10 protein-coding genes and 2 pseudogenes are annotated in these 12,421 nt (G+C 72.2%); 7 read left to right on the top strand and 5 right to left on the bottom strand.

What is annotated here, in order from left to right; genetic code table 11:
* The 3 genes and pseudogenes from ACWEKM_RS33985 to araD form a co-directional block, all read left to right on the top strand.
* Nucleotides 1-615 (top strand): annotated as a pseudogene (locus ACWEKM_RS33985) (glycoside hydrolase family 2 protein); the annotation flags it as partial.
* Nucleotides 616-665: 50 nt separating this feature from the next.
* Complete coding sequence (locus tag ACWEKM_RS33990; protein ID WP_451625116.1) at nucleotides 666-1,595, top strand: dihydrodipicolinate synthase family protein; 930 nt, start codon at nucleotides 666-668, stop codon at nucleotides 1,593-1,595.
* A complete protein-coding gene (gene araD, locus ACWEKM_RS33995; RefSeq protein WP_451625117.1) occupies nucleotides 1,592-3,331 on the top strand; it encodes an L-arabinonate dehydratase in 1,740 nt (579 codons plus the stop codon). Before ACWEKM_RS33990 ends, araD begins: the two co-directional genes overlap by 4 nt.
* A gap of 179 nt (nucleotides 3,332-3,510) precedes the next feature.
* On the opposite strand, the gene ACWEKM_RS34000 is transcribed toward araD, so the two are convergent.
* Nucleotides 3,511-4,476, bottom strand: coding sequence for a pirin family protein (locus ACWEKM_RS34000; RefSeq protein WP_451625118.1), 966 nt, complete (start codon nucleotides 4,474-4,476; stop codon nucleotides 3,511-3,513).
* Nucleotides 4,477-4,616: 140 nt separating this feature from the next.
* Here ACWEKM_RS34000 and ACWEKM_RS34005 point away from each other — a divergent pair.
* Nucleotides 4,617-4,826: pseudogene (locus tag ACWEKM_RS34005) on the top strand (hypothetical protein); the annotation flags it as partial.
* A 178-nt stretch (nucleotides 4,827-5,004) separates the two neighbouring features.
* Nucleotides 5,005-5,370 (top strand): cupin domain-containing protein, encoded by a 366-nt coding sequence (locus ACWEKM_RS34010; protein WP_451625119.1) that lies wholly within the window; start codon nucleotides 5,005-5,007, stop codon nucleotides 5,368-5,370.
* Between the two features lie 236 nt (nucleotides 5,371-5,606).
* On the opposite strand, the gene ACWEKM_RS34015 is transcribed toward ACWEKM_RS34010, so the two are convergent.
* Genes ACWEKM_RS34015 through ACWEKM_RS34025 form a run of 3 tightly spaced genes read right to left on the bottom strand, consistent with a single transcriptional unit; the run spans nucleotide 5,607 to nucleotide 8,502 of the window.
* Nucleotides 5,607-6,248, bottom strand: coding sequence for a LutC/YkgG family protein (locus tag ACWEKM_RS34015; RefSeq protein ID WP_451625120.1), 642 nt, complete (start codon nucleotides 6,246-6,248; stop codon nucleotides 5,607-5,609).
* Nucleotides 6,245-7,750 carry a LutB/LldF family L-lactate oxidation iron-sulfur protein gene (locus ACWEKM_RS34020; RefSeq protein WP_451625121.1) on the bottom strand — a complete coding sequence of 502 codons (1,506 nt, stop codon included), beginning with the start codon at nucleotides 7,748-7,750 and terminating at the stop codon, nucleotides 6,245-6,247. The genes ACWEKM_RS34015 and ACWEKM_RS34020 overlap by 4 nt, the downstream gene beginning before the upstream one ends.
* Complete coding sequence (locus ACWEKM_RS34025) at nucleotides 7,747-8,502, bottom strand: (Fe-S)-binding protein (protein ID WP_451625122.1); 756 nt, start codon at nucleotides 8,500-8,502, stop codon at nucleotides 7,747-7,749. The genes ACWEKM_RS34020 and ACWEKM_RS34025 overlap by 4 nt, the downstream gene beginning before the upstream one ends.
* A gap of 232 nt (nucleotides 8,503-8,734) precedes the next feature.
* Between ACWEKM_RS34025 and ACWEKM_RS34030 the strand changes: the two genes are divergently transcribed.
* Together ACWEKM_RS34030 and ACWEKM_RS34035 are read left to right on the top strand one after the other, a co-directional pair.
* Nucleotides 8,735-10,036: an alpha/beta fold hydrolase gene (locus ACWEKM_RS34030; protein ID WP_451625123.1), complete on the top strand. Its 1,302-nt coding sequence runs from the start codon at nucleotides 8,735-8,737 to the stop codon at nucleotides 10,034-10,036.
* A 154-nt stretch (nucleotides 10,037-10,190) separates the two neighbouring features.
* On the top strand, nucleotides 10,191-11,030 hold the full coding sequence (locus ACWEKM_RS34035; protein ID WP_451625124.1) for a pentapeptide repeat-containing protein: 840 nt from the start codon (nucleotides 10,191-10,193) through the stop codon (nucleotides 11,028-11,030).
* Between the two features lie 168 nt (nucleotides 11,031-11,198).
* Here ACWEKM_RS34035 and ACWEKM_RS34040 read toward each other — a convergent pair whose 3' ends face one another.
* The gene (locus tag ACWEKM_RS34040) at nucleotides 11,199-12,398 is read right to left on the bottom strand and encodes a lactonase family protein (RefSeq protein ID WP_451625125.1); all 1,200 of its coding nucleotides are present in this window, start codon (nucleotides 12,396-12,398) and stop codon (nucleotides 11,199-11,201) included.
* Nucleotides 12,399-12,421: the final 23 nt, after the last annotated feature.

A 12,421-nucleotide genomic window follows, 5' to 3' on the forward strand; every position in this document is an offset into this window, starting at 1 on the left:
TGGGCAGCGATCGACGGCGACGGCCGGCCCAAACCCCTCTACTACGCCCTGCGACACGCGAACGCGCCACGGCTGCTCACCCTCCAGCCCCGCGAGGAGCGCCCCGTGCTGATCGCCGTGAACGACACGGACGCCGCATGGCTGGGAACCGTCCGGGTCGAGCGGCAGACCTTCGACGGAGCGGTGAAGGAAAGTGTCGCCGTCGCACTGCACACCGCGCCCCGCTCCGTGTCCCACCTCGATCTGCCCGGTGCCCTGACGACACCCGACGACCCCACTCGGGAAGTACTCGTGGCGACGATCGACACCATGCGCCTCGTGCAGCCCTTCCGTGAGGACATCGAACTCGCCTATGACGAGGACGGGTTGACCGCGCACGCCCACCCGGTCGAGGGCGGCTACCGGGTGGATGTGCACGCCACATCCCTGGTGCGGGACCTGGCCCTGCTCGCCGACCGGCTCGCCCCCGACGCCGAGGTCGACGAGATGCTGGTCACCCTGCTCGCCGGCGAGTCCCACTCCTTCCATGTGCGCACCACGGCCCGACTGGATCCCGCCGACCTCACGCGGCGGCCCGTACTGCGCACGGCCAACGACCTTAGCCGCTCCGAGTGACCACTCAGGGCGCGATTCCTCAGCGAACGAAAGGGAGAGTGGTCCCCGCCATGACCGAGGCACACAGCCCCCTGGACCGTCTGCGAGCCCGCTTGTCCACGGTGGTCGCCATCCCGGTGACGCCGTTCGAGGCGGACGGCTCGGTGGACTGGCCCACGCATGCCGCGCTGGTCCGGCGCCTGGTGGAGCACGGGGTGGAGGTGATCACTCCCAACGGCAATACGGGTGAGTTCTACACCCTGTCCGAGGCGGAGGCCCGCCGGGCCGTGGAATCGACGGTCTCCGCCACACAGGGCCGTGCCGAAGTGATGGTGGGCGTGGGCAAGGACATCGCTTCGGCGCGGACCGCGGCCCGGCACGCGCGATCAGCGGGGGCCGGCTCGGTGATGGTGCATCAGCCGGTCCATCCGTACCGGTCGGCCGAGGGCTGGATCGACTACCACGGGGAGATCGCCGATTCCGTACCGGAGTTGGGGGTCGTTCTCTACGTACGGGACCCACGGGTGACCGGTGCGCACATCCGCGCCCTGGCCGAGCGCAGTCCGAACCTCGTCGGTGTGAAGTACGCGGTGCCCGACCCCGTGCACTTCGCGTCGGTGGCCCGGGACGCCGGCCTCGCCCGGCTGGCCTGGATCGCCGGTCTTGCGGAGCTGTCCGCGCCCGGCTACTGGGCCGTCGGCGCCACCGGGTTCACCTCCGGCCTGGTCAACGTCGTGCCCCGGCTGTCGATCGCGCTTCTTGAGGCGCTGCGCGCCGGCGACTACGAGAGGGCCATGACGCTCTGGGAGACCGTGCGCCCCTTCGAGGAACTGCGGGCGGCGGACGCATCGGCCGACAATGTCGCCGTCATCAAGGAAGCCCTGGCACAACTCGGCCTTTCCGGCAGGGACGTTCGGCCCCCATCGCGTCGGCTCCCTCCGGAACTGACCGCCCGTATCGCCGATCTGACGGCACATTGGAAGCGCGAGGGCTGGCTGTGAGTGAATCCACGACCCTGCGCAGTGCGGCGTGGTTCGGACGGGGAGTGACGGGAGGGAAGCTGCGGGCGTTCAGCCACCGTTCCAGGATGCGGCAGTTGGGCTACCTCCCCGAGGAGCACCTGGGCAAGCCGGTGATCGCGATCCTGAACACCTGGTCGGACATCAACCCCTGCCACATGCACCTGCGGGAGCGGGCCGAACAGGTCAAGCGGGGCGTCTGGCAGGCCGGTGGCTTCCCGCTGGAGTTCCCCGTGGCGACGCTCTCGGAGACCTTCCAGAAGCCGACGCCCATGCTCTACCGCAACCTGCTGGCACTGGAGACCGAGGAGCTGTTGCGCAGCTACCCCGTCGACGGTGCGGTGCTCATGGGCGGCTGCGACAAGTCCGTACCCGCGTTGCTGATGGGCGCGGCGAGCGCCGGGCTGCCGGCCGTCGTGGTGCCCGCGGGGCCGATGCTGCGCGGTCATCACCGAGGCCGGGAGCTGGGCAGCGGAACGGACCTGTGGGCCTACTGGGACGACCACCGGGCAGGCCGCGTAGGGGAGTGCGAACTCGCGGAGGTGGAGTGTGGTCTGGCCCGCTCGCCCGGCCACTGCATGACCATGGGCACAGCGTCCACCATGACCTGCGCGGCGGAGGCGTTGGGCATGGCGCTGCCGGGCTCCGCCAGCATCCCGGCCGTGGACTCCGCGCACCATCGGATGGCCTCGGCCTCCGGTGCCCGTGCCGTGGCACTTGTCCATGAACGGCTGACACCGGACCAGGTGATGACGCGGGAGGCATTTGAGGACGCCGTCGCCACCGTCCTCGCACTGGGCGGCTCGACGAACGCGCTGATCCACTTGATCGCGATGGCGGGCCGGGCAGGTGTGGACCTCGGTCTGCGGGATTTCGACAGCATCGGCTCCACGGTCCCGGTCCTGGCCGACATCCGCCCGGTCGGCAGCCACCTGATGGAGGACTTCCACTACGCGGGCGGACTTCCGGCACTCCTGCGGCAGTTGGCGAAGGTTCCCGGTGCGCTGCATCCGGACCGGCCCACGGTCGCGGGCACCGCCTTCGGGTCGTACTACGTGGACGCGGCCACCCATGACCCCCAGGTGATCCGCACCCCGGACGCCCCGGTCGCACACGAAGGCGGCGTTGCGGTGCTGTACGGCAACCTCGCGCCCGACGGGGCGGTCATCAAGCACCTTGCCGCCGACCCCAGGCTCCTCACCCACACCGGGCCGGCTGTCGTCTTCGACTCCTACCAAGAGCTGCAACAGCGCATCGACGACCCGGCAACGGCCATCACCGCGGACTCCGTGCTGGTCCTGCGTGGCGCCGGGCCGCTGGGCGGGCCGGGCATGCCCGAATACGGCATGCTGCCGATCCCCAAGTACCTGCTGGAGCAAGGGGTCACCGACATGGTGCGCATCTCCGACGCCCGTATGAGCGGCACCAGTTACGGCACCTGTGTCCTGCACATCGCCCCCGAGGCCCACATCGGCGGCCCGCTGGGGCTGGTGCGCACCGGGGACCTCGTGACCCTGGACGTTCCTCGGCGCCTGCTCCGACTGGAAGTTCCGGACGCCGAGTTGGCCCGAAGGCGGGCACGGTGGCAACGGCCCGCGCCCCGGTTCGAGCGGGGCTACGGCGTGCTCTTCCAGGAGCACATCACCCAGGCCGACCAGGGCTGCGACTTCGACTTCCTCGCCCGCTCCGGACACAACCCGACCCCTGACCCCGGCTGACACCGACCCGACGGCCGCGGGGAGGCCGGTGCACCAAGCTGACACAGCGGTCCCGCACAGGACGGAACCAGCGGCCCTTAAGGAGGCTCGCCGTGCGATCGTGGCGCAGGGAAGCCGGGTGGGCAACTCGGCTTCGCTGCTCGCCCGACTCCGCCTGGATCACACTGCAAGAGAGCAGATCAACGCACTCGACCTCGGGGTTTGAGTGGAACAGGCGGCAGCTCGGGGGCAGGCAGCGGCCGGCCGTCGTAGCCCTTCACCTCCCCGAATCTCGACCCACTCATCCAGTCCTCCCGCGCCCGAGTGATGTCGTCCTGCGACCTGCCGACGAAGTTCCACCACATGATCAGTTCCTCCTCGAACGGCTCGCCGCCGAGCAGCATGAGCCCCGCGTCCGACTCGGCGCGCAGCGGCAGTTCGGTCCGGCCGCAGCCGAGATACAGCATCGAACCCGGCAGCACGGGCACGCCGTCGACATGCACCTCGCCGGACATCGCCAGCACGCCGTACTCGAAGTCGGGCTCCAGCGGGAGGCGGACGTCGGCGCCGCGGGCCAGGGCGAGATCGGCGCCCACGATCGGCGTGAACGCCGTGCCGGGCGAGGCGGCGCCGTCGAGGTCGCCCAGGAGCACGGTCGCCGTCAGGCCCGGGGCGGTGACCGTGGGCAGGTCCGGATGGTGCTCGAACCGCGGGTCGGTGTGGCGGTGCGCGTCCGGCAGCGCGACCCACAGCTGTGCGCCGTGCAGGAAGCGGGCGTGCGTGCGGGGGCTCTCCTCGGAGTGGCTGATCGCCCGGCCCGAGGTCATCAGGCCCAGCTCCTTGGGCCGGATGATCTGCAGGCTGCCGGTCGAGTCCCGGTGCAGCACCTCGCCCTCGTGCAGCCAGCTGACCGTCTGCAGGCCCATGTGCGGGTGCGGCGGGACCTGCATACCCGGTTCGTCGGCGATGTCGTCGGGCCCGTAGTGGTCGACGAAGGCCCAGGCGCCGATCATGCGTCGGCCGAGGTTCGGCAGCAGGCGGCGCACCTCGGTCGACTCGCCGAGCAGCACCCGCCGGGGGCTCAGCAGCTCGCGGACGGGCTCGGCGACGACGAATCCGCGGCCGCCGCAGACGCTGGGTACGGGCGTGCGGTCAAGATTGCTCATGGCGCCCAACCTAGCGGTCGGCGGTTCCGGTTGCCGAGCAGTGGGACGGCCGCCCCGTCGCCGGGCGCCGCGACCGGCGGGTACGGGATCTTCACCGCGTGGTCACGGATTCCCGCTCTCCTTGCTTAAGTCAATCAACGGACACTGCGGGCAACGTCGTCGCCACGACCACGACCGGCACCGACGGGGCGTACGCCTTCACGGACCTGGACACCGGCCAGTACACGGACCTGGACACCGGCCAGTACTCGGTCATCGCGACCGGCTACCCGCCCCGGGCCACCGGGGTGCGCCTGAACGGCGGCGACACCGAGCACCACGACATCGAGGTCGGCCACCCCGCCTCGTAGACCACCGTCTGGTCCGGGGGAGCGGGGCGGCCCGGTTGGCGGCGGTGCGGGGGCGGGCGGACGATGGAGTCGTGGGGTGCGGTCGCCGTGTGCGCGCCGGTGCCACCGAGGCCCGCCGGGCGACGGAGACCGGCCCCGGCCCCGGCCGCGATCGGCGGCCGGAAGGGAGGACAGCCTCATGCTGGAAGTGAAGACGGTCGACAAGCCCGACGAGCGGCGCGATTTCCCGCGCGGCCATCTCGAAGCCATCCACCTGACCGGACTCGACTTCGCCGTGGCCACCTTCGAACCGGGCTGGCGCTGGACGCAGTCCGTGGCGCCGATCGCGGGCACGGAGAGCTGCATGGTGCACCACAACGGCTTCATGGTGCGAGGACGGATGCGGCTGCGCATGGACGACGGCGGGGAGGCCGAGGTCGGCCCCGGCGATGTCTTCGTATGCTCGCCCGGACATGACGCCTGGGTCGTAGGCGACGAACAGGTTGTGGTCTACGACTTCGCCGGCGGCATGGCCCAGACCTACGCGAAGCCCCCGGGGTCATAGCCGCGCAGACGTCGACGGCCCTGGTCGCGCTACAAGGCCCGCGGAGGTCCGGATGGCGGAGGTCCGGATGGCGGTGGGCGCGGCGTACTCGCCGCGCCCGTCTGCGGACGACATCGATGTCCGGGCCCGCCACGGACCTGGCCTGGCCGGTCAGCGACACCCTGTACGGGTCACCACAACGAGCCGACCGCGTGGCCCGCCCGGCATGCCGAGCGGGCCCCGGTCAAGGGTGGTGCTCAGTCGACCAGGACGACCTCCAGTGTTCGGGGTCCGTGTACCCCCTCCACCCGGTCCAGCTCGATGTCGCTGGTCGCCGACGGGCCGGAGATCCAGGTCAACGGCCGTGCCGGGTCGAGGCGTTCGAGCGCCTGCGGGACGCCGGAGACGACCTGGTCGGGGATCTTGACCACACAGATGTGGTGGTCCGGGACCAGGGTGATCCGACGTCGGCCCTGGTCCGGCGCGCCGTTCAGCACGATGGTGCCGGTCTCGGCGATCGCGACCGCGCACGCCGTGACCACGCTGTCGACCCGGTCGAGCTCGCGCGGGGTGCTCTGGGCCCGGTCCGCGACCCGGGCGACGTCCGTGGCCGCGAGCCAGCCCGCGTCGAGACCGGGCGGCACCAGCACGGACGACGCCCCGCGGTCCGCCAGCAACCCGGCGATCACCGAAGGAAGTTCAGCGGCCGCACAGCGGTGCACGAGCGCCCGGTAGTCGGCGAGGTTCACCGCGAGCAGCTCCACCGTCTCTCCGACGGTGCGCTCACCGTGCGCTCGCAGATAATCCCGGGCGACGGCCTGTTCGTAGGGCGGGTCGTCGCCCGTTACGTCGGCGAGCGCGCGCCGCACCCGGCCCAGGATCCGTTCCCTGCCGCTCACCGCGCGGCCCCCTTTCCGCCGTCCGTGCCATGTGTGCCGTCCGTGCCGTGTGTGCGCTGCCACCAGTCCCGGAACGGCTCCGCCGGCACCGTCGGCAGATCCCGGGTGGCGCTCCACGCCCGGCCGGGGCCGGGCAGGGTACGGGGGTGCAGCCGGCGGGTGCGGGAGGCCAGCCGCTGGCCGGTGCGCAGCACTCCCGGGTGGGTGAACGCCCAGCGGGCCGCCCGCATCGCCGCCCGTTCGGCCGCGTGCCCCTTGGCCGGTTGCAGCACCACCTTGTTGCCCGCACGGGTGGCCGGGCCGCCCTCGACGACCCGCTCCCGCAGATGCACCAGCACCTCGGGGATGTCGATGGCCACCGGGCACACCTCGTAGCAGGCTCCGCACAGTGAGGACGCGTACGGTAGCGAGGCATCGATCTCGCTGTCCGTGCCCCGCAGTTGGGGACTGAGGATGGCACCGATCGGACCCGGGTACACCGAGCCGTAGGCGTGGCCGCCCGCCCGCTCGTACACCGGGCAGACGTTCAGACAGGCCGAGCAGCGGATGCAGCGCAGCGCCTGCCGGCCCACCTCGTCGGCCAGGGTGTCGGTGCGTCCGTTGTCGAGCAGCACCAGATGGAAGGCGCGCGGACCGTCCTCGTCGGTGGTGCCCGTCCACATCGAGGTGTACGGGTTCATGCGCTCGGCGGTCGCGGAGCGGGGCAGCGTCTGCAGGAACACCTCCAGGTCCCGCCACGTCGGCACGATCTTCTCGATGCCCACGACCGAGATCAGCGTCCTGGGCAGGGTCAGGCACATCCGGCCGTTGCCCTCGGACTCCACGACCACGAGCGTGCCGGTCTGAGCGACCATGAAGTTGGCACCGGAGATGCCGACCTCGGCGCGCAGGAACTTCTCCCGCAGATGCAGCCGGGCCGCCTCGGCCAGCTCGGCGGGGGAGTCGGTCAGCCCGTCGGGGGCCGGGCGGCCCCACCCGCCCATCTCCGCGTGGAAGATGTCGCGGATCTCGCCGCGGTTGCGGTGGATGGCCGGCACCAGGATGTGCGAGGGCCGGTCCTTGCCCAACTGGACGATCAGCTCCGCGAGATCGGTCTCGTAGGCGTGGATGCCCTCCGCCAGGAGGGCCTCGTTGAGCCCGATCTCCTGCGTGGCCATCGACTTGACCTTCACGACCTCCGACTCGTCGGTCTCCTGCACCAGCCGGGCGACGATCCGGTTGGCCTCGTCGGCGTCCGCCGCCCAGTGGACGACGCCGCCCGCGGCGGTCACCGACTCCTCCAACTGGACCAGATAACGGTCGAGATGACGGAGCGTATGGTCCTTGATCCGGCGGCCCGCCTCGCGCAGTTGCGCCCAGTCGGACACCTCCGCGACGGCCTTCGCCCGCTTGGCGCGGATGGTGTGCGTGGCGTTCCGCAGATTGCCGCGCAGCGTCGCGTTGCCGACCGCCTCGTGCGCGGCCTTCGGGAACGCCGGCATGCCGACGAACGTCCCGCTCATAGCGCCGGTTCCTCCTCGGTGCTCGCCAGGATCTGAGCGATGTGGACCGGCCGCAGGCCGGAGGCGAGGCGGGTCATCGTCCCGCCGAGGTGCATCAGACAGGAGTTGTCGGCCGCGCACAGCACCTCCGCGCCCGTCGACTGGGCGTTGCGTACCTTGTCCGCGCCCATCGCCGCCGAGACATCGGCGTTCTTCAGCGCGAACGTGCCGCCGAAGCCGCAGCACTCCTCGGCGCCCGGCAGCTCGACCAGTTCCAGCCCCCGCACCGCGTCCAGCAGCCGGCGGGGGCGGTCGCCGAGACCCAGGCCGCGCAGTCCGTGGCAGGTCGGATGGTAGGTCACCCGGTGCGGGTAGTACGCCCCGACGTCCGTCACCCCCACCACGTCCACCAGGAACTCCGTCAGCTCGTACGTCTTCGGGACCACCGGCGCGAGGGCGGCGGCGAGCGTGTCCCCGCGCCCCTCCGCCCGGGCCCGCTCGCCCATCCGCGGATACAGCTCCCGCACCATCGCCCCGCAGGAACCGGACGGCGTGACGATCGCCTCGTACTGGCCAAAGACATCGGAGAAATGCCGGGCCAGTGGCTCCGCCTCATGCCGGTAGCCGGTGTTGTAGTGGGCCTGCCCACAGCAGGTCTGCGCCATCGGGAAGTCCACGTCGACGCCCAATCTGGTCAGCAGTTTCACCACCGCGCGGCCGGTATCCGGATAGAGCGTGTCGTTGATACAGGTCAGGAACAGTGCGACACGCATCGAGGCTCCTCATGGTCGATCATCCGATGAGTGCAGGGTGTTGAGTGCAGGGTAATGGGCGACAACCCGTCGCGGGAGACCCGGTTCACCGCGCCGTGAACCGCGCCTGTGGCCCCCGCTGCCGCCCGCCGCCCGCTGACCCCTCGGCCGGTGACAAACCATGATCCCGGGTGTCGGACGGCGGCCGCACATGTGCTGAACTGGAACGCGTCCGTCCGTCCCGGGAGACCTGTTGAGCCCCAGTTACCGCCAGCCCGGCGTCGTCCTCACCGACCACCGCTTCACCGTGCCCCTGGACCATGCCGACCCGGCGGGCGAGACCATCGAGCTGTACGCCCGTGAGGTCGTGGCGAGCGACAAGGCGCACCAGGACCTGCCCTGGCTGGTCTACCTCCAGGGCGGCCCCGGCCATGGGGCGAACCGGTTCATCGGCAGACAGGCATGGCTCGGCCGCGCCCTGGCGGAGTACCGCGTGCTCCTGCTCGACCAGCGCGGCACCGGCCACTCCACGCCCGCCAACCGGCAGACGCTGCCCCTGCGCGGCGGCCCGGCCGAACAGGCCGGCTATCTCACCCGCTTCCGCGCCGATTCGATCGTCCGCGACTGCGAGCACATCCGCCCGCGGCTGACCGGCGGCGCCCCCTGGACCGTGCTCGGCCAGAGCTACGGCGGCTTCTGCGCCGTCACCTATCTGTCGCTGGCCCCCGAGGGCCTGAATACCGCGGTGATCACCGGCGGGCTGCCCTCCCTGGACGCCCACGCCGAGGACGTCTACCGGGCCGCCTACCCACGCATCGAACGCAAGGTCAGCGCGCACTACGCGCGCTACCCGCAGGATGTCGAGCGGGCCCGGCGCATCGCCGACCATCTGCTGAACCAAGCGGTGATTCTGCCGAACGGGTACCGGTTCACCGTCGAGGCGTTCCAGTCCCTCGGCCTCATGCTCGGCACGGGCGACGGCAGCTACCGGCTGCACCACCTCCTGGAGGACGCCTTCGTCCGCACACCGGCGGGCCCCGAACTGTCCGACGCCTTCCAGGAGGCGGTCCAGGGCCTCGTCTCGTACGCCGCGTTCCCGCTGTACGCGCTCGTCCACGAGTCCATCTACGGCCAGGGCGACCGCCCCACCGCCTGGGCTGCCGAACGCGTCCGCGCCGAGTTCCCGCGGTTCGACGCGGCCAAGGCGCTCGCGGGGGACGCGCCGGTGCTGTTCACCGGCGAGACCGTGCACCCCTGGATGTTCGACGCCGACCCGGCGCTGCGCCCGCTGCGCGAGACCGCCGATCTGCTCGCCGCCCGCGCCGACTGGCAGCCGCTGTACGACCCGGCCCGCCTCGCCGCCAACGACGTCCCGGTGGCCGCGGCCGTCTATCACGACGACATGTATGTCGACACCGACTTCTCGTTGCGGACCGCCCGCGCGATCCGGGGCCTGCGCACCTGGGTCACCGACGAGTTCGAGCACGACGGCCTGCGCATCGGCGCGCCCCGCGTCCTGGACCGTCTGCTGGCCTTGACCCGCGACGAGGTGTGACTCGCGACGAGGTGTGACTCGCGACGAGGCATGACCGCGACGAGGAGTGACGCGGCCGCCGGGGCGCGGCGGACCGGCGGGTGGGCGCGGCCGGGCGGAGCGCCCGCGGGCGCCGGGCGGGGCGGTGGCGCGGCAGATCAGTAGGGTGGTCGGCATGTCGGATGAGATGGACCGTCGGTCGGCGCTGCGCGGTGACTGCTCGCGCTGCTTCGGGCTGTGCTGCGTCGCCCTGCCCTTCGCCGCCTCGGCGGACTTCGCCCTCGACAAGCCCGCCGGCCGGCCCTGCCCGAACCTGCGGGGCGACCACCGTTGCGGCATCCACACCGAGTTGCGGTCCAGGGGCTTCGCCGGCTGCACGGTCTACGACTGCTTCGGTGCCGGGCAGAAGGTTTCGCAGATCACCTTCGGCGGGCGGGACTGGCGCACCGGCTCCGCCGAGCACGCCCGGAGCATGGCCGAGGTCTTCCCGGTTGTGCGGCAACTCCACGAACTGCTCTGGTACCTCACCGAGGCGCTGGGCCTGCCCGCGGCCCGTCCGTTCCACGCCGAACTGCGTGACACCCTGGAGAGCATCGAGCGGCTCACCCGGCAGACTCCCGAGGAACTGGCCGCCCTGGACGTGGCCGCCCACCGGCAGCGGGTCGACGTGCTGCTGCGGCGCGCCAGTGAGTCGGCGCGGGCGGCGATACCGGGCGCCCGGGGCAGGAAGAAGGACCGGCGCGGCGCGGACCTGGTCGGTGCCCGCCTCAAGGGGGCCGATCTGCGCGGCGCCGATCTGCGTGGGGCCTGGCTCATCGCCGCCGACCTGACGGGCGCCGATCTGCGCGGAGCCGACATGATCGGCGCGGACCTGCGCGACGCCGATCTCACGGACGCCGATCTGACCGGCGCTCTCTTCCTGACCCAGCCACAGACCGACGCGGCCCGGGGCAGCGCCGGTACCCGGCTGCCGACGTCAGTCGCCCGCCCCGCACACTGGGCGGCAGCCCGCTGACGTCGGCGCGGCCGTGACCGGGGCGCGCTGTTCCGGCGGCAGCTGCGGTCCGTCCGGCATGAGGTTCAGCCGCTTGGTCCCCCGCGGCCGATGGCCGGGTCGGCGCCGAGTCCGTGGCGGCGCGGCGGCAGGCCGAGGACGAGCGTCGCCCCGTGCGGCGGTCGCGCCCTACAGCGGCAGCGCGCAGACGGCGACGGGTGAGGCGAACGGCTCGCCCGCGAGCCGCAGTCCACCGTTGTCCGCGTCCACGTGGAACACGCTCACCGTGCCGGAGCGCTGGTTCGCCGCGAACAGCAGTCGCCCGTTTGGCGAGAAGGCGATCTGCCGCGGGAAGTCACCGGCCACCGGCACGGTGTCCAGCAGCCGTAGCCGGGCGCCGTCCGCCTCCACGGCATAGCGCGCCAGGCTGTTGTGGCCGCGATTGGCGAGATAGGCGAACGCGCCGTTCGCCGTGACCAGGATCTGCGCCGGATAGTTTTTGCCCGCACCGGACCCGGTGGACTGCGGCTCGCCGATCCGGAGTCGGCCGGTGTCCGCGTCGTACGCGCACACCGCGACCGTGTCGTCCACCTCGTTGGCCAGGTACGCGAACCGGCCGCCCGGGTGGAAGGCGAGCTGACGTGGGCCGGCACCCGGCCGGGTCCGTGCCCGCGCGACCTCGGTCAGCGTCCCCCGCGCCAGGTCCAGCCGGTAACTGTGCACGCTGTCGGTGCCCAGGTCGACGGCCAGGACATGGCCGCCGTCGGGACCGGTGACGAACTGGTGGGCGTGCGGCCCCTGTTGCCCCGGGCCGGGCGGGCCGGAGTGGGTGACCAGTGCCGTGCGCTCCCCGAGGGCTCCCGAGGCGTCGATGGGATGTACGGCCACGTTCCCCGACCCGTAGTTGGCGCTGAGCAGCCAGCGCCCGCTCGGATGCACCGACAGATGGCAGGGCGCCGCGCCGCCGGTGCCGCGGGAGCCGAGGATCCGCCGGTCGGCGCGGCGCACGGCGGTCACGGACCCCTCCGTGCGCTCGTCGACCGCGTACAGGGTGCGGCCGTCCGGATGCGCGGCGAGGTAGGACGGGTCGGCGACGCCGGTCAGGGTGCCGGCTCCGGTGACGGCGCCCGTGGCCGGGTCGTACCGGGCCAGGCCGATGCCGGTGCCACCGCCCTCGGCCGAGGTGTAGGTGCCCAGGTAGAGGGGGCGGCGGCCGGACGGCTCGGCCGGGCGCCGGGGTGCGGTGGACGGCGCGGGCGCCGACCGCCCGGGCTCGGCCCGCGGCGCCGCCGGTGCCGGCAGGGCCACCGCGGCGGCGCCACCCGCCAGCGCCCCGACGAGCCGACGCCGGCTCCAGCCGCCACTCGTCGCTGCCGCACCACTGTCCATGCCCGCACCTTCAGGAAGTCCGC

This window comes from Streptomyces sp. NPDC004752 (assembly GCF_053601275.1).